This is a genomic window from Kocuria sp. CPCC 205297 (assembly GCF_040981035.1).
Classification (GTDB): domain Bacteria; phylum Actinomycetota; class Actinomycetes; order Actinomycetales; family Micrococcaceae; genus Kocuria; species Kocuria marina.
In genome coordinates, this window is sequence record NZ_JAVKPY010000003.1 from 15,060 (window position 1) to 35,639 (window position 20,580).

Sequence of the window (20,580 nt, forward strand, 5' to 3'; positions counted from 1 at the left end):
CGGTGAGTCTTACTTGCTCGATGCGCTCGTGTCGCGCTTCTCGCGGATGCGAGCAGCCTTACCGTGACGATCGCGCATGTAGTACAACTTGGCACGGCGCACGTCGCCGCGGCTCACGAGCTCGATCTTCTCGATGATCGGGGAGTGCACCGGGAAGGTACGCTCCACGCCCACACCGAAGCTGACCTTGCGCACGGTGAAGGTCTCGCGCACGCCGGAGCCCTGACGGCCCACGACGAAGCCCTTGAACACCTGAACACGGGAGCGGTTGCCTTCCACGATGTTCACGTGCACGTTGAGGGTGTCACCGGCACGGAAGTCCGGGACGTCGTTGCGCAGCGACTTGGCATCAAGCTGGTCAAGAATGTTCATGACATAACTCCTCGTGATCGCCGCAGGTCTCCCACGTGTGGTCCGCGTGTCACCCCGCGCGGGGTGGCATCGCTCCAGGATCCGGGACGGAACTTGGGATGGCCGTGCCGGGTGGTGCGTCGTTGGTCGCTCTCCCCCCTGCGGCAGGGGCGTGCCCGACGCACACACAGCGCTCTATTATGCCATATCCGGCGTGCCTTCCGGGGCCGCGTGCCCGCCGTCACGGCGCCACGATCCACCCGTGACGTGGAAGCCGGTCTTGGCGAGCACCGCGAGGTCCGCCCTGTCCAGCTGTGCGGGGTCCAGGGCCAGGATCATGTCCGGGCGGCGCTGCGCGGTGCGCGAGAGTTGCTGGTCCCGCCGCCACCGTTCGATCCGCCCGTGGTGACCGGACAGCAGGATCTCGGGCACGGCCCGCTCCCGCCATACTGCGGGTTTAGTGTACACGGGGTACTCGAGCAGCCCGCCCGTGTGGGACTCCTCGGCCAGTGATTCCGGATTGCCGATCACGCCGGGGATCAACCGCGTCACGGCCTCGACCATGGCGAGCACGGCGACCTCTCCCCCGTTGAGCACGTAGTCGCCCAGACTCAGGGGGCGCACCCGCACCTCGGTCCGAGCGTTGTCGATGAAGCGCTCGTCGATCCCCTCGTAGCGCCCGCACGCGAAGATCAGGTGTTCCTCCGCTGCCAGTTCGTACGCGATCCGCTGCGTGAACACCTCCCCCGCCGGGGACGGGACCACGAGCACGGGTGCCGCGGAGTGTTTCCCGACGGTGAAGGACGAGGTTGCGGCACCCGGCTCTGTGGTCTGCGCAGGGTTCGTCACGACAGCCGGTACCGCGGTCTCCGGGGCCTCCGGTGCGGTCCGAGCGGACGACGACGCCGCGGCGTCGCCCCCTGCGCGCACCACCGACTCGAGGGCGAGCGTCCATGGCTCGGGCTTCATGACCATGCCCGCACCCCCGCCGTAGGGGGTGTCGTCCACGGTGCGGTGCCGGTCGGTGGTGAAGTCGCGGGGATCGGTGACCGCGAGGTGGAGGACCCCGTCCGTGACGGCCTTACCGATCAGGGACAGGTTGAGGGGCTGCAGGTACTCGGGGAAGATGCTCAGCACGTCGATGCGCACGGTTCACTCCGCTTCCGCGAGCTCGAGCAGGCCCGGGGGTGGGCTCACCAGCACGACGCCCGCGTCCAGGTCCACCTCGGGGACGATTTCTTCCACGAACGGGATGAGCACGGGCCGCCCGCCGCCGTCCGGGGTGATCTCCAACAGGTCCTGGGCGACACCCTGGATCAGCGCCTTGACCGTCCCGATCCGGGCGTCGTCCCGTGTGATGTCCACCGCCGTGAGACCCAGCAGGTCGTCCTGGTGCCACTCGTCGTCGTCGAGCTCGAGGTCCGCGGCCTCCGCGAACAGTTCGAGACCCCGAGCGGCCTCCGCCGCGGTGCGGTCCTCGATCTCCTCGAAACGCGCCACCAGCACGTTCTTGTTCCACCGGGAACCGCTCACGGTCACGTGCTCGAGCTGCGGGGAGCCGGCCCCGGCCGGTGCATTGCCCTCGCCCCTGCCCCGCTCACGGGCGGGCTGCACCTCGAGCACGGAGCCCGGGGCGAACCGCGCCCGCGGGTCGTCCGTGAACAACTCCACCGTGACTTCTCCCCGCACCCCGTGCGGTTTACCGATCCGGGCTACCCGAACGCTCATGGCATCTCCTCGTGGCGACTCGTGCTGTGTGGGGCCCGCACGCTTCCGCGCGGGCAACGACCACGGCCCCCGCTCCTCGGTGCGAGGAACGGGGGCCGTGATACGTGTGTCTCGTGTGTTCGCGTCAGCGACGCCGGTCGGTGTCGACCACGTCCACGCGAACGTTCTCGCCGGAAGCCAGTGCCGAGACCACGGTGCGCAGGGCCTTGGCCGTGCGTCCCGATCGCCCGATCACGCGACCCAGATCGTCCGGGTGCACTCGCACCTCGAGCGTCTGACCGCGCCGGCCGTCGCGGGAGCGCACCGACACGTCGTCGGGGCTGTCCACGATGCCACGGACCAGGTGCTCGAGCGCTTCGGCGAGCATGCTCACTCTGCCTTCTCGGCGTCGTCCTCCGTGGCCGCGGTCTCCTCGGCGGGAGCTTCCTCGGCCTTGTCGGCCTTGGCGGTGATGGCCTCGGGGATGATCACGGAACCGTTGTCCGGGGCCACGAACTCGGCCTTGGCCTCGGGCTGCTTGAGGGTGCCCTCGGCGCCCGGCTCACCCTTGAACTTCTGCCAGTCACCGGTGATCTTCATGAGGGACAGCACGGCCTCGGAGGGCTGCGCACCCACACCGAGCCAGTACTGCACGCGATCCGACACCAGGTTGATGTACGAGGGGTGCTCGGTGGGCTGGTACACACCGACCTCTTCGATCACGCGACCGTCGCGCTTCTTGCGGGAATCCACGACGACCACGCGGTAACGAGGGTCACGCATCTTGCCCATACGCTTGAGACGAATCTTGACTGCCACTTGTGTGGTTACTCCTGTTTCGAATGGAATCGGACATCGCACACACCTGCCCGTGGGGCGGGCCGTGAGTGGATTTCCTGTGGACGCGACAGCACGCGCGGTGAGAGGGTCCGCACGGGTCGAGTACCCGACTATTGTGCCATACGTGTCAAACCGAGGGCGGTCGGGGCGAACGCGTCAGCGGTTCTTGCGTGCGCGCACCGAGGCCCACAGGGCGGCTTGGAGGGCGGCGTCCGTGAACAGCGCCGCCGACGCCGAACCGAGCACGGCGGCACGGCGTCCCCCGCGGGCTGCGAGACCCGCGAGCCCTGCGCCGAGGGCGATCTCCGCTCCCCCGATCGCGAGCAGCAGTCCCGGCCTGCGCACGTAGGCCCGCTGGATCCGGGACAGCACGTCCCCGCCGCTGGGCTCCACGCTCGCGGCGGCCAGCATGGACAGACCCAAGGGCCGGGGCTCGAAGTCCGAGACACCGTCGACCTCGCGCAGCTCGCGCTGGGACTCCACGAGCTTCGCGGCCACGGTGGGTAGGCCGAGCAGCTGCAGGACGGATTCCAGTAGCAGCCCCGAGCTGGGCGTGCGCGCGTAGTTCTCGAGCCGGGCCGTGGCGGCGGCGTCCAGCTCGGTCAGGGACGCGATGAACTCCACCGTGGTCAGCATGCGAGCCTCGGCGGTGCCCGCGGCGGGCGACGACGCGGCGTCGTCCGCGCCCGCGGCGCTGGCTGTATCGGGGGCACCGCTGAAATCCAGAGCGCCGTTCGTGTCCTGCGCGTCACGCGCGGGCTGGGCCGTGGGCACCGGGCTCGCCTGCCCCCCGAGCGCTTCGAGGGCGAGGTCGGTCGCGGACTCCGCGGGGTCCCAGCGCAGCGTGGAATCGTCCGCGATCCGCGCGAACTGGGCACTCCACGACTCACGAGCGTTCAACGAGTTCACGGGTGGGTAGATCCGCAGGCTGCGGCTCTCCCCGTCCGAGGAGATCAGGACGGCCATCGCGTCAGGGTCCGCGGCCGCAGCGAGGGCCCCGGGGTCCAACTCGTCCGGGACCAGCACGACTGACCAGCCGTTGCGCGCGAGCGCCGTGAACCTGGTCCCCAGAGCGGTGGCGATGAACGGCAACTGCGGGGCGTCCGCGTGCACGATCAGCGCGGTGCGCGGCGCGGCACTCATGCGCGCCGACCGCCGTCCATGACGCGTTCGACCACAGTCCCGGAGTGCAAGGCCTCCAGAGCCGCGCGGATGTGCTGCGCCAGGCCGGAGCTCAGCACGGTCTCGAGCTCCTCGGGGGCCACCCACCGGTACGAGAGCAGTTCCTCCTCCTGCACCGTGATGGGGGTGTCGGAGGGGATTTGCCCGCCGTCGTAGAGGAAGGACACGGAGTCCCCCCACATGCCCATGCCCACGCCGTGGCTCACCGCGAGCAGCCGCCCGCCCTCGAGGTGCAGGCCGACCTCCTCCACCACTTCGCGGAAGCACCCGGTGCGGGGATCCTCCCCCGCCTCCACGGTGCCGCCGGGCAGGGTCCAGTCGTCCTTGTAATTGGGTTCGACCGTGAGCACGCGACCGCTCTCGTCCCGGATGATCGCGGCGGACGCGAGCCGCCGGGTGGGCAGCGACGCGATGAAGCTGCGCAGTTCGTCGTCGGGGAGGTATGAACCCATGACCGCCTACTTTCCGAGGAATTTCTCGAAGCCCTTGGGCAGGTTCAGCGACTCGGCGCCCAGGTCCTTGCCCTGGGCACCGAACGCGCTGCCCGGCGCCGCCGGCTTCTGACCGGAGGCGAGGGCCGCGTTCTCCTGCGCGCGCTTGGCGGGGTTGCCGGAGCGCGAGCTCTTCTTCTTGGACTTGCCCTTCTTGGCAGCACCCCCGCCGGCGCCGCCCATCCCGGGGATGCCGCCGGGCATCCCGGGCACGCCCTTGCCCTGCGCCAGGCGCTTCATCATCTTCTGCGCCTGGGCGAAGCGCTCCATGAGCTGGTTGACCTCGGAGACCGAGACGCCGGAACCCTTCGCGATGCGCGCGCGGCGCGAGCCGTTGATGATCTTGGGGGCCACGCGTTCGTGCGGGGTCATGGAGCGCACGATGGCCTCCACGCGGTCGATCTCCCGCTCGTCGAAGTTCTCGAGCTGCTCGCGCATCCCGGCGGCGCCGGGCATCATGGCGAGCATCTTCTTCATGGACCCCATCTTGCGCAGCTGCTGCATCTGCGCGAGGAAGTCCTCGAAGGTGAAGTCCTCCTGATCGGTGAACTTCTTGGCCATCCGCTCGGCCTCGGTCTTGTCCCACTGTCGCTCGGCCTGCTCGATGAGCGTGAGGACGTCACCCATGTCCAGGATGCGCGAGGCCATCCGGTCCGGGTGGAACTGCTCGAAGTCCCGCACGCCCTCGCCCGTGGACGCGAACATGATGGGCTTGCCGGTCACTGCGCGGACGGACAGGGCCGCGCCGCCGCGGGCGTCGCCGTCAAGCTTGGAGAGCACCACGCCGGTGAAATCCACGCCCTCGTCGAACGCCTTGGCGGTGTTCACGGCGTCCTGGCCGATCATTGCGTCGATGACGAACAGGACCTCGTCCGGGTCCACGGCGTCGCGGATGTCGCGCGCCTGGTTCATCAGCGCCTGGTCGATGCCCAGGCGTCCGGCGGTGTCGACGATCACGACGTCGTAGAGCTTGGAGCGGGCGAAGTCGACGCCGTCGCGGGCCACCTTCACGGGATCCCCCGTGGGGTCGTCGAACTCCGAGGTGGCGCCGGGCTCGGGGGCGAACACGGGTACCCCGGCGCGCTGACCCACGACCTGCAGCTGGGTGACGGCATTGGGCCGCTGCAGGTCGGAGGCCACGAGCACGGGCTTGTGGCCCTGGTCCGTGAGCCACTTGCCAAGCTTGCCGGCCAGGGTGGTTTTGCCCGCACCCTGCAGGCCCGCGAGCATGATCACCGTGGGCCCGGTCTTCGCGAGGTTGATCCGCCGGGTCTCGCCGCCGAGGACGTTCTGCAGCTCCTCGTTGACGATCTTCACGACCTGCTGGCCGGGGTTCAGCGCCTCCGAGACCTCCGCGCCGAGCGCGCGCTCCTTGACGATCGCCGTGAACTCCCGGACCACGGGCACGGCCACGTCCGCCTCCAGCAAGGCCCGGCGGATCTCCCGGACGGTGGCATCGACATCGGCCTCCGAGAGCCGGCCCTTGCCGCGCAGGTTCTTGAAGGTCGCTGTGAGCCGGTCGGACAGTGAATTGAACACGGGGTGGTCGCTGCTTTCGTCTGACAACGGATGAATTCAGTGTCCCAGGTTAGCAAGCGAAGCCCCGCCCGGTCGCCCGGACGGGGCCTGTGCCGAGGACGTCGCGCGCGACCTCAGAGCGCGACGTCACCCAGTTCGCCGGTGCTCACGCGCACGGTGTTCTCCACGGCAGTGACCCACACCTTGCCGTCCCCAGGTTCGCCCGTGCGTGCGGAGGTGACGATGACGCCCACGAGGTCCTGGACCTCGCCGTCCTCCACGACCGTCTCGATGCGCACCTTCTCGAGGAGATCCACCGTGTACTCGGCGCCGCGGTAGACCTCGCGGTGCCCGCGCTGGCGGCCGTAGCCGTGGACGGTCAGCACGGTCATGCCCTGCACGCCGTAGCTCTCCAGGGCGTCTTTGACGTCACTGAACTTCTCGGGTCGCACCACTGCGGTGATCAGCTTCACTGGTTGTCTCCTTTGCTGGCGACGGGCACGGGGGCTTCGGCGGTCCCGGGCAGGGGCCGCGCGGGGGCCTGCCCGGCGAAGTAGCCGGTGGCCTCGTCCTTCAGCGAGTACGCGGACTCCGCGTGCTGGGTGAGGTCCACTCCGATGACCTCGTCCCGGCGGGTGATCCGCAGCTCCATCGTGGCCTTCAGGACGAGCCCGATGACCAGCGTGAGGACGCCGGTGTAGAGCGTCACGAAGAGGGTCGCGGCGAGCTGGGTACCCAGCAGGCCCCAGCCACCACCGTAGAACACCCCGGCCCGGCCCTCAGAGGGGACCGCCAGGAAGCCCAGCGCCACGGTGCCGACAATGCCGGAGACCAGGTGCACGCCGCACACGTCCAGCGAGTCGTCCAGGTGGATCCGGTACTTCAGGCCCACGGCGATCGCGGAGCACGCACCGGCCACGGCGGAGAGAAGGATTGCGCCGAGCGGGGTCACGTTGGCGCACGCCGGGGTGATGGCCACGAGCCCGGCGACGACGCCCGACGCCGCACCCAGCGACGTCGCGTGCCCGTCCCGGATGCGCTCGGTGAGCAGCCAGGCCAGCATGGCCGCAGCCGGGGCCACGAGCGTGTTGGTCCAGATCAGGGCGGCCTGCTCCACGGTGGTTGCGGCGCCGGCGTTGAAGCCGAACCAGCCGAACCACAGGATGGCCGAGCCGAGCATCACGAGCGGCAGGTTGTGCGGGCGCTGGCCCGAGTCGCGGCCGAAGCCGCGGCGGGCGCCGATGAGCAGGATGAGCACCAGAGCCGCGATGCCCGCGTTGATGTGCACGGCGAGCCCGCCGGCGAAGTCGATCGGCTCGCCGAAGATCCGGCCCAGGGCGCCGTCCTCGGAGAACAGCCCGTCACCCCACACCATGTACGCGAGGGGGAAGTAAACCAGGGTGACCCACACGAGCGTGAAGACCACCCATGTGCCGAACCGGGTGCGGTCCGCGATCGCGCCGGAGATCAGGGCCACGGTGATGATTGCGAACGTCACGGAGAAGTCCGAGGACAGCAGGTCCTCGGTGCCCATCAGGCCGTGCAGACCGAAGTGCGCGAACGGATCCGCGGTGAGGCCGCCCAGCACCGGGTCCCCGGCGAGCATGGAACCGCCCCACAGCACCCACACGACGCCCACCACGCCGAGCGCGGCGAAGCTCATCATCATCATGTTCAGCACACCCTTGGCGCGGGTCATGCCTCCGTAGAACAGTGCAAGTCCGGGGGTCATGAAGAACACCAACCCCGCGGCCACCACGGTCCACACGTGTCCGGCGGTCAACTCCACCCGGATCACCTCGTCCCTGTCTCGTGTCGGCACAGCCTTTGCGCCTGTTGCACACAGTCAACGGGGCGGGTGTTACCGCGACAGCGCGGGTTCGTGACGCCGGTGTTTCACGTCACGTCCGCGTGTGACGATCGTGTTAACTCCTCAGGTACCGGTGTCGATGCCGGTTCCAGTGCAGTGGCGGGGCCAGTGCACGTGCCGGTGCTCCGACGACGGCGCCCGCTCCCACGAAGGGGGCGGGCGCCGTCGTCGTCGCGAGAGGGAGCAGGCTCAGTCGATGATCGCGTCCACGAACTGCTCGGCGTTGAAGGGTGCGAGGTCGTCCGGGCCCTCGCCGAGACCGATCAGCTTGACGGGCACGCCCAGGCCGCGCTGGATGGCGACCACGATCCCTCCCTTGGCGGTGCCGTCAAGCTTGGTGAGCACGATGCCCGTGATGTCCACGGCCTGCGCGAAGACCTTTGCCTGGGTCATGCCGTTCTGCCCGGTGGTCGCGTCGATCACGAGCAGCACCTCGTCCACCTCGGCGGCCTTCTCGATCACGCGCTTGACCTTGCCGAGCTGGTCCATCAGACCGGCCTTGTTCTGCAGCCGGCCAGCGGTGTCCACGAGGACCACATCCGCCTCTTGGTCGATGCCGGCCTTGACGGCATCGAACGCGACCGAGGCGGGGTCCGCGCCCTCCTGCTCGGAGCGCACCGTGGGCACGCCCACGCGGGCTCCCCAGGTCTCGAGCTGGTCAGCGGCGGCCGCGCGGAACGTGTCCGCCGCACCGAGCAGGACGTCCTTGTCCTCCGCCACGAGCACGCGCGCGAGCTTGCCGACCGTGGTGGTCTTGCCCACGCCGTTGACACCCACCACCAGGACCACCGCGGGCTTGCCCGGGGCGGACTCGATACGCAGGGAACGGTCCAGGGTGGGGTCCACGAGCGCGAGCATTTCTTCACGCAACAGGGACTTCAACTGCGCGGGGTCCTTGGTGCCTTCGACCCGCACGCGCTTCTTGAGGTTCTCCACGAGCTCGAGGGACGCGTCCGTGCCGAGGTCCGCCATGAGCAGCGTGTCCTCGATCTCGTCCCACGTGTCCTGATCGATGCGTTCGCGGGACAGCAAGACCAGCAGACCCTTGCCGAGCATGGTGTTGGACTTGGCCAGCCGTCCGCGCAACCGGGCCAGGCGCCCGCGGGCGGACTCCGGGCGTTCGAGGGTGCTGACCGGTCTGTCCTCGACGAGGGTGTCGCCCTCGGTCTCCGGGACGTCGTCCAGGTCCCGGGTGTCCGTGTAACCCCCCCGCGGTGCCTTGGGTCGGCGCAGCAGCAGGATGCCGAACACCACGAGCAGCACCACCACCGCGGCGGCGACAATGAGTATCCACATCAGGTCAGTCGTGATCACCCTCCTAATGTCCCATAAACTGCAGGGCGTGTCCCGCCCCGATCCCCGCGACCCCGCCGAGCATCCCGTCCCCGCCTCCCCCGACGACGCGCGCGCTGCTGCGACCGCGTCGGACGCCGCCGCAGCAGCGTCCACTGCATCGGACGACGCCGCCGGAAAACCCGCGCCGCGCGGCAGGGTCCCCGAGCCCATCAAGGTCCTGATCGCTGCGGCCTTCGTGATCGCCCTGGGCTACGGGATCGTGGCGCCCGTGCTGCCGCAGTTCGCGGCCAGTTTCGGCGTGGGCGTGGCCGCGGCCTCCGCCGTGATCAGCGCGTTCGCCCTGTGCCGGCTCGTCTTCGCCCCCGCGAGCGGTGCGGTGGTCAACAAGTTGGGTGAGCGGCCCACGTACCTGATCGGGTTGATCGTGGTGGCACTGTCCTCGGCCGCGACCGCGTTCGCGCAGACCTATGGGCAATTGCTGATCTTCCGCGGTCTCGGGGGCATCGGGTCCACGATGTTCACGGTGTCCGCGATGGGCCTGATCGTGAGGTTGGCCCCGCCCACCATGCGCGGGCGGGTCTCCGGGTACTACGCGACCGCGTTCCTGCTGGGCGGCATCCTGGGGCCCGTGCTCGGCGGACTGCTCGCGGGTCTCGGGATGCACGCCCCGTTCCTGATCTACGCCGGCGCTCTGCTGGTCGCCGTCCTCGTGGTGTACCTGCGGCTGAAGGACGAGACGATCGGCGCCAGGCGCACCGGCGGGGCCCAGCCGCCCATGCGCGTCCGCGAAGCGCTCGACGCCGGAGCGTACCGTGCCGCGCTCGCGTCCAGCTTCTCCACGGGCTGGACGGCCATGGGCGTACGCGTGGCCCTGGTCCCTCTCCTGGCCGTCCAGGTGGTCGGTGAGGGTCCGGCCGTCGCCGGGCTCGCGCTGGCACTGTTCGCCGTGGGCAACGCTACGGCCTTGACCGTCACGGGGCGGCTCACCGACCGCGTGGGGCGCAAACCGCTCGTGCTCACGGGCCTGCTCGTGTGCGGCCTCGCGACCATTGGGGTGGGGCTGAGCACGTCCGTGGTGGCGTTCGCCGTACTGTCCCTGCTCTCCGGGGTGGGCTCCGGAACCCTCAACCCGGGGCAGCAAGCCGCCGTGGCGGATGTCATCGGCCCGGATCGAGCGGGCGGCAGGGTACTGTCCCGGTATCAGATGTGCGCGGACGCGGGCCAGATCGCCGGCCCCGTGCTCGCGGGCGCGCTCGCGGACGCCGCCGGTTTCGGCTGGGCCTTTGGGATCTCGGGAGCGCTCATGCTCCTCGCCGCCGTCGCGTGGCTTCCGGTCAGGGACACCCTGCCCCCGGAGTCACGCACCCAGGGCCCCGCCCCCCGACGGAAGTGAGCTCCCGTGGCCGCAACCGAGCGACGTCGTCCCCGTTCCACGGCGGTACTCTTCACGGTCGTTTTCGTGTCGATGTTCGTCGCGAACGCGATCCTCACGGAGCTACGGGACCGCGGGATCATCACCACGCCGGTGCTCGTGCTCGCCATGGTGTTCCTCCTGGGCGGGTTCGCAGTGTACTGGCGGTTCTGCTGGGTCCCCAGAGCGTCGAGCTCGGAACCGGACCGTCCCAGGGTCACCGTGGCCGAGACGTGGCACAGCCCGTATCCGCCCCGGGAGGCTGCGGCTCGGATGCGCGAGGCGTTCACCGACCCCGCCGCACGGGTGACCGCGGATGACACCTCCGTGCACGTGCTGACCGGTTCCGACACGACCTACCGGATCCGTGGCGCCGGTTCCGCGAAGGGCTGGGACGCACTGCCTCTCGCGAAGGCTGGCGGGCCCTGCCCCTGGCAGCCACCTTCCAGACAGACGCCCGGAACGGAGGCTCCCGGATCCGTGGCGAGGTCCGGGACGACTTCGGGTGGGACTCCGGCCCACCCCAGCAATTCATCGAGGACGAGGTGCGCACCCGCGGGGCCGCGCTGTTGCGCCGCGCCCGCGCGGCGACAAGCTGAGCCGTCCCACCCTCGGCGGGCGAGCGGCGTCGTCGGCGGAAGACCTCAGCGCAACTGCGAGAGCTGCTGGCCCACGACGAGGCTCACGCCGTCGCCGCGCATCGAGACCCCGTAGAGCGCGTCCGCGATCTCCATGGTGCGTTTCTGGTGCGTCACGATGATCAGCTGCGAGCTCTCCTTGAGCTGCTCGAAGATGGTGAGCAACCGACCCAGGTTCCGGTCGTCCAGCGCGGCCTCAACCTCGTCCATGACGTAGAACGGGGACGGCCGGGCCTTGAAGATGGCCACGAGCAACGCGAGTGCCGTCAGGGAGCGCTCGCCGCCGGAGAGCAGGGAGAGTCTCTTGATCTTCTTCCCGGCGGGCCGGGCCTCGACCTCGACCCCCGAGTTGAGCATGTCGTCCGGGTCGGTCAGGCGCAACCGCCCCTCCCCGCCCGGGAACAGGGTTGCGAACACCGAGACGAACTGTTCTGCGGTGTCCCGGTAGGCCTGCGCGAAGACCTCTTCGACGTGCTGGTCCACCTGCCGAATGATGTTGCGCAGATCCGTGCGGGAATTCTTGACGTCCTCGAGTTGGGTGACCAAGAACTTGTGGCGTTCCTCGAGCGCGGCGAACTCCTCGAGCGCGAGCGGGTTGACCTTGCCGAGCGCCTTGAGCTGCTTCTGCGCGCGCTGCAACCGGGTCTCCTGCTCCTCGCGTCGGAACGGGGTCCCGGCATCGGTCATCCGGGGCAGAGCCAGCTGCACGGGCGCGCCGTCCTCCTCGGCGCGCTGGGCCGCCTCGAGCGCTGCGTCCGCGTCCAGGACGGGCAGGTGGGGGCCGTAGTAGTCCACGAGGAAGTCGGGGGTCATCCCCAACTCCTCGAGGGCCGTGGTCTCGAGCCCCTCGAGCCGGGCCCGGCGCTGCGCGAGGTCCAGTTCCGCACGATGCAGCTGTTCGGTGAGTTCGCCGATCCGCCGGGCGAGCTCGTCACGTTCGGAGCGCAATCGCTGCGCGGCCTCGTCCAGCCCGGCCCTGCTGGTCTCGATGGCGTCGCGCTGGGCGGCCGCCCGCGCCGCGGCGTCGTCGGCGCGTTCCCGGAGATAGCGCGCGGCCTCCCCCACGGCCCGCGCCACGACCGCTTGCACGCGGCGACGCTCCGCACGCCGCGCGGCCTCGGCCTGCGCGACACGTTCGGTACGCGCCGCCCGCGCCTGGGCCTGCGCCCGGGACTCGGCGTGGCGATGTTGTTCCTCGAGCCCGCGCAGCGCGAGCCGCGCCTCGGTCTCGACCTCGCGGGCGGTCCGGGCCTGCTCCTCGGCACGGTCCTTGGCGGACGCGGCCGCGAGCTGCTCGCGGTCGAGGTCCTCCTCGTCCCCGGTCTCTGCGGCCTCGGCGCGTTCCACGGCCTCGCGCAGCTCCGCATCCCGCTGGGTCAAACGCTGCTGTGCGGTCGCCAGGACACCGCGGCGCCGTTCCAGTTCGGAATCCGCCGACGACGCCGTGGCCTCCGCCCTGCTCGACGCCGCCCCGGCCGCCGCGGCCTCCTGCTGGGCCCGCTGCGCGGCCCGGCCGGTCTCGCGGGCTTCCCGTTCCGCGCCCGCGCGCTGTTCCTCGGCCTCCCGGGCCCGTTCCGCCGCGGTCTCTGCGCCGTCCCGCAAGGTCGCGGTCTTTTCCACCTCGCGGTCGATCAACGCGAGGATCTCGAGGTTGCCGGCCGCTTCCGTGGCTCCGCCCTGGACCCGATGGACGCCGTACACGTCACCGTCACGGGTGACCACGCGCCACGCGGCGTCGGCCCGCCCGTCCTGCGCCGCGGCGTCGAGGACCGCGAGCGCGGCGGTCGCGTCCGGGGCGAGCACTGTGGTGGCGAGTGCGGCCCGCACCGCGGCCACGACGGCCGCGTGGCCCGTGGTGTCGGATTCCTCCGGGGCCGAGGAGAGGACCTCCGTGGCGCGCACGCACCCCTCGGGCAGCGCTGGACCGGTGACTTCGGTGGCCGCGCCGTCCTCCCGCGCGATCACGAGGTGCACGCGACCCGACCCGGCATCGCGCAACCGCGAGAAGACCCGGGCGGCCGAGGTGTGGGACGCCACGGCGAGCGCGTCGGACCACGGGCCCAGCGCGGCGGCCACGGCACGTTCCCACCCCGGGCTCACGCGCACGGCCCGCGGCACCTCCCCCAGCACGGGGACGACGTCCGCCACCGAGGACGAGCCGTCCGGTTGCCGCACGGACTCGCGCAGGGTCTCGAGGCGCACGGTGTGGGCGTGCAGCGCGCTCGCCGTCTGCTGCCGGTGGTCGTCCGCCTCCCGCGAGCGGGCGCGAGCGGCGTCGGCCGTTTCCTGGGCTTCGCGGGCCCGTTCCCCGAGGCGCTGCGCCTCGACCGCGGTGGCCTCGGCCGTCTCGCGCAGGGACGCGGTGTCCAGGCGGGCACTCTCGGCGCGGGTCACGACGTCGGAGAGCTCCCCGCGAACACGCTCCACGTCCGCTTCTGCGGCCGTGAGCGCCGACCGCGCGGCCGTGACCGCCGCGGCGAGCCGGACCTGCCCCGCGCGTCGGTCCGCGGCACGGCGCACGAGCGCGGCCGATTCCTTTTCCGCGTCCCGCGCGGTCGATTCGGCGGCCTCGCGCGCCGCATGCGCACGGTCGAGGTCCTCGCGCGCCCCCGCGACCCGTTCGGCCAGCTGTTCGGCCTCGGCGAGTGTCCGGGCAGCCTGTTCCTCGAGAGTCTGCGCGTCCCGGTTCGTGGCGGCGGGTTCCTCGGTACTGCCCAGCAGCCGACGGCGTTCCTCGGCCAGGGCAGCCAGCGCGCGGCAGCGGTCGCGCACCGTGCTCAGCTCGTACCAGCTCGTGCGGGCGGCGTTCAGTTCCGGAGTGGTGCGCGCAGCGCGGGTCTCGGTCTCGTGCAGCCGCTGGGCGAGATCCGCGGCGGCGGTCTCGAGCTCGGCCTTGCGTTCACGCGCCGCCCGGCTCGCGTCCTGGTCCGTGTCCATCCCGGCGCGCGCCGCCACGAGATCGTCCGCGAGCAGACGGGCGCGCGCATCGCGGACGTCGTACTGGATCCGCTGCGCCTGACGAGCCGTGCGCGCCTGCCGGCCCAGGGGCGTGAGCTGACGCTGGATCTCACCGGTGAGGTCCTCGAGCCGGTCCAGGTTCGCCTGCACCGATTCGAGCTTGCGCAGGGTCTTCTCCTTGCGGCGGCGGTGCTTGAGGATCCCTGAGGCCTCCTCGATAAACCCACGGCGGTCCTCGGGGGTGGCCTGCAGGATCCGGTCCAGCTGCCCCTGCCCCACGATCACGTGCATCTCCCGACCCAGCCCGGAGTCGGAGAGCAGCTCCTGGATGTCCAGCAACCGGCACGGACGGCCGTTGATGGCGTATTCGGAGCCCCCGGAGCGGAACAGCGTGCGCGAGATGGTGACCTCGGAGTATTCGATCGGCAGGGCGCCGTCGGCGTTGTCGATGGTCAGGGACACGTGTGCGCGGCCCAGGGCGGAGCGACCGGAGGTGCCTGCGAAGATGACGTCCTCCATCTTCCCGCCGCGCAGGGACTTGGCGCCCTGCTCCCCCATGACCCACGCGAGGGCGTCCACCACGTTGGACTTACCCGACCCGTTCGGCCCCACGACAGCGGTGACCCCGGGCTCCATGTGGAACGTGGTGGCGGACGCAAAGGACTTGAAACCACGCACGGTGAGGGTCTTCAGATGCACGCGGGGGTCTCCAATGTCGTTGTCGCTTACGCCGCCCCTCGGCGCGCGCACCGGCGGGTGACGGGCGCGCCGACCTGGGCGATCACGAGCGCGGGGGCAGCCCCCGAGTCTACCCGGGGCGGGCCCCGCGGCGGTGCGGGGCGCATGCAGGGGCTCACACCCGCGGCGCACCGGGGCCGGAACGGCCTGCGCCCGCAGAGAAACGCCACGTACATCCGAAGGGAGCTGTCAGTCGGGACCGTTAGACTGAGCCGGTCCAACCCGCTAGTTCACCCGAGCGCCGAGGCTCTCCTCTCACGATCGATTCCTTGACGGTACGGGTGGCGTCTGATCGAAAGCGCCACATTGACCGGTAACTCCACCATCAGAAACCGAAATGCCGCAGTCCTATCCGTGACCAAGACGGAGGCGGACGTGGTCATTCCGTCTACTCGGTTCGATGAGGAGTTGGCAGAGACCTTCCGGCGGCTGCGCATGCCCAAGGGGCTGCTCGAGCGACTGGCCGGGATCAAGGAACGCCGCGGTTGGGCACCGGGACGCCACTTCACGGACGGCGCCACGGAGGCCGGCCAGGAGGCCCTGCGGCAATCGGGGGTGGCCCCGGAGCAGATCGGGTTGTTCATCAACGCGTCCGTGACCCGCGACAACTTCGAACCCGCCGTGGCCGTGGGCATCCACGACCGGTTGGGCCTGCCGAGTTCCGCGCTGAACTTCGACATGACCAACGCGTGCCTGGGCTTCGTCAATGCCCTCACCGTGGCGGCGTCCATGATCGACGCCGGGGCGATCGAGTACGCCCTGGTGGTCGCCGGTGAGGACCCCTCCCCGTGGCACCACGCAGCGGTGGAACGGTTGCGCGGGGACGACATCACCCGCGAACAGGTGGTGCAGGAGTTCGCCACGCTCACGCTGGGGTGCGGTGCCGCCGCGGCCGTGGTGGGCCCCGCGGACCGCCACCCGAACGGGCACCGCATCGTGGGATCCGTCACGCGCGCGGGCACGGAGTTCAACCACCTGTGCATCGGCGGGGACGACGGCATGTTCACGGACGCCACCGGGCTGCTCAACCACGGGGTGGGCCTCGTGGTCGAGGCGTGGCTCGAGGCCGAGAAGGACGGCTGGCAGTGGCGGGACATGGACTCCTACGTGACCCACCAGGTCTCCAACTCGCACACCAACAAGCTCATCCAGGACATGGGCCTGGACGCGGACCGTGTCCCCCTCACCTTCCCGTACTGGGGCAACGTGGCCGCCGCGGCCCTGCCCATGACACTCGCGCTCGAGGCCGAGCGGCTCGAACCCGGCCAGCGCGTGCTGTGCCTGGGCGTGGGCTCGGGCCTGAACACGACCCTCATGGAGATCGCCTGGTAGCCCACCCGTAGCCCCCGGTCACCGCCTCACAGAACGGAGGAGCAACGTGCTCTCCACACCCTCCCCGGAACGCACCACCACGGTGCGTCTGCCCTTCACCGACACCCCGCTGCCGGGTGTGGACCCTGCGTGGTCCACCACGGTGAGCGTCCCGACCACGGCGGTCGTGGAACCCGTGCCCGGCAGGAAGCGCCGCTGGCACGTGCTGGACAACGGGGACGCGATCACCGAAGCGGGCCGCAGCCCCCGCGGGATCATCCTGGCCGTGCACGGCAACCCCACGTGGTCCTACCTGTGGCGGGACGTGGTGCGCGCCGGCCAGACGGCCGAGCAGCCGTGGCGCGTGGTGGCCGTGGACCAGCTGGACATGGGCTTCTCCGAGCGCACGGGATTGTTCCGCCGGCTCGAGGACCGCGTCCGGGACCTCGGGGACCTCACGCACGCGCTGGGCATCGACGATGCCGGACTGCCGGTGGTCACCTTGGCCCACGACTGGGGCGGGCTCATCTCCCAGGGCTGGGCGCAGGAACACCCGCAGCTCCACGCGGCGACCATCATGACCAACACCGCCGTTCACCACGACAACGCCGAGCCCATCCCCTCGGCCCTGCGGCTCGCGCTCAACCGCGCCGTGCACGAACCCCTCACGTCCGGGACCACCGCGTTCCTGGACACCACCCTGGCCCTGTGCGATCCCGCCCCGACCAAGGACCTCAAGAAGGCCTACAAGGCTCCGTACACCTCCCGCGAGCGCCGCGAGGGCATCGCGCACTTCGTCGCCGACATCCCCGCCGAACCGGGCCACCCCTCCAACGCGGCGTACGAGCGCATCGCCGGGCGGATGAGCGCGCGCGAGGTCCCCACGCTGCTGCTGTGGGGCACCAACGATCCCGTGTTCCAGCAGCGTTACCTCGAGGACCTCATGCGGCGGGCACCCCACGCGGACGTCCACCGCTTCGAAGGCGCCAAGCACCTGCTGCCCGAGGCCCGGGACATCGCCCCAGCGATCCTCACGTGGCTCGGTGAGCGTTTTGGTCAGGACGAGCCCGTGGTGCAGGCCCACCGTGAGCGCCGCGCGCGCGGTCGCGGGGACTTCGTGCCGTTCTTCGCCGAACTCGACGCACGACGCCGCGACGCCTCCCCCGCCGTCGTGGACATGGGACCCGTCATGGGAACCGTGGACGGTTCCGCACCGGCGCTCAACGTGGAACGCACCGTGACCTGGGCCCAGCTGAGCACGTCCGTGGACCAGCTCGCGGTGGCCCTGCTGCGCACGGGCGTGCGCCCCGGGGACCGTGTGAACCTCATGGTCCCCCCGGGCTCCATGCTCACCACCCTGATCTACTCGTGCCTGCGCATGGGCGCGGTGATCGTGGTCGCGGACCAGGGGCTGGGCCGTAAGGGACTGACCCGGGCGCTGCGCGGTTCGTCCCCCGACTGGTTCATCGGCATCCGCAAGGCCCTCATGGGTGCGCGCGCCCTGGGCTGGCCCGGACGCCGGATCTCCGCGGACCGGCTGGACCCCGTGTCCAAGAAGCTGCTGGGCGTGGAACACACCGTGGCCGAGCTCATGGACTCGGTGACCACCGTGCGCCCGGAGGACATCCCCGCCGTGGACCCGGACGCCGCGGCCGCCGTGCTGTTCACGTCCGGCTCCACGGGGCCCGCCAAGGGCGTGGTCTACACCCACCGCCAGATGGCCGGGATGCGCGACACCATCCGGGACACCTACGGGCTGCGAGCCGGAACCGGACTCGTGGCCGGGTTCGCGCCGTTCGCGCTGCTCGGCCCCGCCCTTGGTGCCGCCTCCGTCACACCGGACATGGACGTCACGAGCCCCAAGACGCTCACCGCACAGGCGCTCACCGAAGCTACGATGGCGATCGGCGCCACCGCGGTATTCGCGTCCCCCGCGGCCATCGCCAACGTCCTGGCCACCGCGGACGAGCTGTCCCCCGCCGAGCGTGATGCGCTGGCCCGGGTGGACCTCATGCTCTCCGCCGGAGCGCCGATCCCCGAGGAGCTGCTCGCCCGGTTGCAGGAGCTGATGCCCGCGGCCGAGCTGCACACCCCCTACGGGATGACCGAGGCGCTGCCCCTGACCGACGTCAGCTTGGACGTGATCCGCGCGGCACGGGAGGACGCCCAGAGCGGCGTCGAGGGTGCGGGCCGAGGCGTGTGTGTGGGCACCCCGGTCGAGGGAGCGCAGCTCGGCGTATTGCCGCTGCGCGCGGACGGCTCCGTCTCCCCCGACATCGTGACCACCCCTGGTGTCACCGGCGAGATCGTGGCGCGCGCGCCGCACGCCAAGGACCACTACGACCGGTTGTGGATCACGGAGCGCGCCTCCGACCTGACCCCCGGCTGGCACCGCACCGGGGACGTGGGGCACTTCGACGCCCGTGAGCGGCTGTGGTATGAGGGCCGCCTGGCCCACGTGATCACGATGTCCGACGGGCCGGTGTCTTCCGTCGCGGCGGAGCACGCCGCCCAGACGGTTCCCGGTGTGGGCCGCGTGGCCGTCGTGGGTGTGGGCCCCCGCGGTTCCCAGTCCCCCGTGGCCGTGATCGAAACGGTGCCCCCGGCCGCCAAGCCCCACGTGGCCCCCGCGGATCTGGCCGAGCGCGTGCGCGCTACGATCGATTTCGCGACCGGGCTGGCTGTGAGCGCCGTGCTCGTGATCCCCGAGCAGCCCACGGACATCCGCCACAACTCCAAGATCGACCGCGCCGAATTGAGTGACTGGGCCGAGCAGGCCCTGGCCACCGGAAAGATGAGTGCCCTGTGAGCCACGACCAGACCCCCGCTCCCGACCGCTCCGGCGCCGGCCGCCACCGCGCCGACGATCACGACGCCGCTGCGCCCGCTCCCGGGGCCACCGCGGCCGGGGCGGCGTCGTCGGCTCCCCGGAACGACGGGAACGCAAGCAATTCCGATGCAAACGCATCGGATGGAGACCGGCAGGACACCGCTCCCGGCGTCGCGCAGATCGCGGATCCCGAGCGTGGCGGCGCCACCGCGACCCAGGGTGAGCTGACCGGGGACGGCCGCACCGTGCTGGTGACCGGCGCGTCAGGGATGCTCGGCGGGGACGTCGCCCGCGTCCTGCTCTCGCGCGGCTGGCGCGTGCGCGTCTTCCAGCGGGGTCACGCATCCGTGGCCGAGCGCGAAGGCGTCGACGAGGTGCTCGGTTCGGTGACCGATCCCGACGACGTGGCGCGCGCGCTCGACGGCGTGGACGACGTGATCCACCTCGCGGCCAAGGTCTCCTTCACCGGGGACTGGGAGGACTTCGTGCGGGTCAACGTGACCGGGACGCGTGTGCTGCTGTGCCAGGCGCAGAACGCCGGGGTGCAGAACGTGGTCTTCGTGTCCTCGCCGTCCGTGGCCCACGCGGGCGTGTCGATCGAGGGCGCGGGCGCGGAACCCGCGAACCCCCAGACGGCGCGCGGGAACTACGCGCGATCCAAGGCCGCCGCTGAACTGCTCGGCCTGAGCATGGACGGCCAGCGCGACCTCAAGGTGGCCGCGGTACGTCCGCACATCGTGTGGGGCCCCGGGGACACCCAGCTCGTGGAGCGCGTCGCGGATCGCGCGGCGGCCGGGCGGATGCCGTACCTGGACAACGGTGCGGCCATGATCGACACCACCTACATCGACAATGCGTCCGAGGGCATCGTGCGGGCGCTCGAGCGCATTGACACCGTGCGCGGACGCGCGCTGGTGATCACCAACGGTGAGCCCCGCCCCGTGGGCGAACTCATCGCACGGATGTGCCGCGCCGCGGGCGCCCCCGCGCCCACGCGCTCGATCCCCGGTGGCGTGGCACGCTTCGCCGGCCGCGTCATCGAGAAGGTCTGGCCGTACCTGCCCGCGAAGTTCCGCGGCGGGGACGGCGAGCCGCCCATGACCGAGTTCCTGGCCGAGCAGCTGTCCACGGCCCACTGGTTCGACCAGCGCGAGACCCGCGAACTGCTGGACTGGACGCCGTCCGTGAGCCTGGACGAGGGCTTCGCGCGGCTCACCGCGTACTACTCCGACAAGCCGCGACCGCAGCGCAACACGGGATCGGTCGCGGTGTCACGCGTGGTGGAGGTCGCCGACGACCAGCGCATCCGCGCCGAGGACGCCTCGATCGCCCCCGAAGAAGAGAGCGGAACGAGCAACGACCTGCAGATCGTGCGCGCACAGTAGGCCCTGTCGTGCCCGCGGCGTGGAGCCGCGGGCACGATGCGAACCAGGGTGCAG

General features: G+C 70.9%; 16 protein-coding genes. 4 read left to right on the forward strand and 12 right to left on the reverse strand.

What is annotated here, in order from left to right; translation table 11 throughout:
* Positions 1 to 9: 9 nt before the first annotated feature.
* From rplS to ftsY, 11 genes are all read right to left on the reverse strand, one after another.
* Complete coding sequence (gene rplS / locus RF650_RS03065) at positions 10 to 372, reverse strand: 50S ribosomal protein L19 (protein ID WP_098056045.1); 363 nt, start codon at positions 370 to 372, stop codon at positions 10 to 12.
* A 177-nt stretch (positions 373 to 549) separates the two neighbouring features.
* A complete protein-coding gene (trmD, locus tag RF650_RS03070; protein ID WP_368814053.1) occupies positions 550 to 1,500 on the reverse strand; it encodes a tRNA (guanosine(37)-N1)-methyltransferase TrmD in 951 nt (316 codons plus the stop codon).
* A 3-nt stretch (positions 1,501 to 1,503) separates the two neighbouring features.
* Positions 1,504 to 2,079 carry a ribosome maturation factor RimM gene (gene rimM / locus RF650_RS03075; protein ID WP_368814054.1) on the reverse strand — a complete coding sequence of 192 codons (576 nt, stop codon included), beginning with the start codon at positions 2,077 to 2,079 and terminating at the stop codon, positions 1,504 to 1,506.
* Between the two features lie 124 nt (positions 2,080 to 2,203).
* Complete coding sequence (locus RF650_RS03080; protein ID WP_035964545.1) at positions 2,204 to 2,446, reverse strand: RNA-binding protein; 243 nt, start codon at positions 2,444 to 2,446, stop codon at positions 2,204 to 2,206.
* A gap of 2 nt (positions 2,447 to 2,448) precedes the next feature.
* The gene (gene rpsP / locus RF650_RS03085; protein WP_064846130.1) at positions 2,449 to 2,877 is read right to left on the reverse strand and encodes a 30S ribosomal protein S16; all 429 of its coding nucleotides are present in this window, start codon (positions 2,875 to 2,877) and stop codon (positions 2,449 to 2,451) included.
* A 177-nt stretch (positions 2,878 to 3,054) separates the two neighbouring features.
* A complete protein-coding gene (locus tag RF650_RS03090; RefSeq protein ID WP_368814055.1) occupies positions 3,055 to 4,041 on the reverse strand; it encodes a hypothetical protein in 987 nt (328 codons plus the stop codon).
* Positions 4,038 to 4,532 carry an NUDIX hydrolase gene (locus RF650_RS03095; protein WP_131332723.1) on the reverse strand — a complete coding sequence of 165 codons (495 nt, stop codon included), beginning with the start codon at positions 4,530 to 4,532 and terminating at the stop codon, positions 4,038 to 4,040. Before RF650_RS03095 ends, RF650_RS03090 begins: the two co-directional genes overlap by 4 nt.
* 6 nt (positions 4,533 to 4,538) lie before the next feature.
* The gene (gene ffh / locus RF650_RS03100) at positions 4,539 to 6,110 is read right to left on the reverse strand and encodes a signal recognition particle protein (protein ID WP_098056056.1); all 1,572 of its coding nucleotides are present in this window, start codon (positions 6,108 to 6,110) and stop codon (positions 4,539 to 4,541) included.
* A 113-nt stretch (positions 6,111 to 6,223) separates the two neighbouring features.
* On the reverse strand, positions 6,224 to 6,562 hold the full coding sequence (locus RF650_RS03105; protein WP_368814056.1) for a P-II family nitrogen regulator: 339 nt from the start codon (positions 6,560 to 6,562) through the stop codon (positions 6,224 to 6,226).
* The gene (locus tag RF650_RS03110) at positions 6,559 to 7,878 is read right to left on the reverse strand and encodes an ammonium transporter (RefSeq protein WP_368814057.1); all 1,320 of its coding nucleotides are present in this window, start codon (positions 7,876 to 7,878) and stop codon (positions 6,559 to 6,561) included. Before RF650_RS03110 ends, RF650_RS03105 begins: the two co-directional genes overlap by 4 nt.
* A gap of 270 nt (positions 7,879 to 8,148) precedes the next feature.
* On the reverse strand, positions 8,149 to 9,255 hold the full coding sequence (ftsY, locus tag RF650_RS03115) for a signal recognition particle-docking protein FtsY (protein ID WP_368814058.1): 1,107 nt from the start codon (positions 9,253 to 9,255) through the stop codon (positions 8,149 to 8,151).
* A 25-nt stretch (positions 9,256 to 9,280) separates the two neighbouring features.
* On the opposite strand from ftsY, the gene RF650_RS03120 reads away from it, so the two are divergent.
* A complete protein-coding gene (locus tag RF650_RS03120; protein ID WP_368814059.1) occupies positions 9,281 to 10,648 on the forward strand; it encodes an MFS transporter in 1,368 nt (455 codons plus the stop codon).
* Between the two features lie 662 nt (positions 10,649 to 11,310).
* Here RF650_RS03120 and smc read toward each other — a convergent pair.
* Entirely contained in the window at positions 11,311 to 14,961 is a 3,651-nt protein-coding gene (gene smc / locus RF650_RS03125; RefSeq protein ID WP_368814060.1) for a chromosome segregation protein SMC, read from the reverse strand.
* Positions 14,962 to 15,306: 345 nt separating this feature from the next.
* Between smc and RF650_RS03130 the strand changes: the two genes are divergently transcribed.
* The 3 genes from RF650_RS03130 to RF650_RS03140 are packed head-to-tail and all read left to right on the forward strand — an operon-like array spanning position 15,307 to position 20,526.
* Positions 15,307 to 16,332, forward strand: coding sequence for a 3-oxoacyl-ACP synthase III (locus RF650_RS03130; RefSeq protein WP_098056099.1), 1,026 nt, complete (start codon positions 15,307 to 15,309; stop codon positions 16,330 to 16,332).
* A gap of 46 nt (positions 16,333 to 16,378) precedes the next feature.
* Positions 16,379 to 19,120 carry an alpha/beta fold hydrolase gene (locus RF650_RS03135; protein WP_131332716.1) on the forward strand — a complete coding sequence of 914 codons (2,742 nt, stop codon included), beginning with the start codon at positions 16,379 to 16,381 and terminating at the stop codon, positions 19,118 to 19,120.
* Complete coding sequence (locus RF650_RS03140) at positions 19,117 to 20,526, forward strand: NAD-dependent epimerase/dehydratase family protein (RefSeq protein WP_368814061.1); 1,410 nt, start codon at positions 19,117 to 19,119, stop codon at positions 20,524 to 20,526. The genes RF650_RS03135 and RF650_RS03140 overlap by 4 nt, the downstream gene beginning before the upstream one ends.
* The last annotated feature ends 54 nt before the right edge of the window (positions 20,527 to 20,580 follow it).

Coding starts and splice junctions, on each gene's coding strand:
- RF650_RS03095 (WP_131332723.1), bottom strand. CDS start 4,532: ATGGGTTCATACCTCCCCGACGACGAACTGCGCAGCTTCATCGCGTCG.
- RF650_RS03090 (WP_368814055.1), bottom strand. CDS start 4,041: ATGAGTGCCGCGCCGCGCACCGCGCTGATCGTGCACGCGGACGCCCCG.
- RF650_RS03080 (WP_035964545.1), bottom strand. CDS start 2,446: ATGCTCGCCGAAGCGCTCGAGCACCTGGTCCGTGGCATCGTGGACAGC.
- rplS (WP_098056045.1), bottom strand. CDS start 372: ATGAACATTCTTGACCAGCTTGATGCCAAGTCGCTGCGCAACGACGTC.
- ftsY (WP_368814058.1), bottom strand. CDS start 9,255: ATGTGGATACTCATTGTCGCCGCCGCGGTGGTGGTGCTGCTCGTGGTG.
- rimM (WP_368814054.1), bottom strand. CDS start 2,079: ATGAGCGTTCGGGTAGCCCGGATCGGTAAACCGCACGGGGTGCGGGGA.
- RF650_RS03120 (WP_368814059.1), top strand. CDS start 9,281: ATGTCCCATAAACTGCAGGGCGTGTCCCGCCCCGATCCCCGCGACCCC.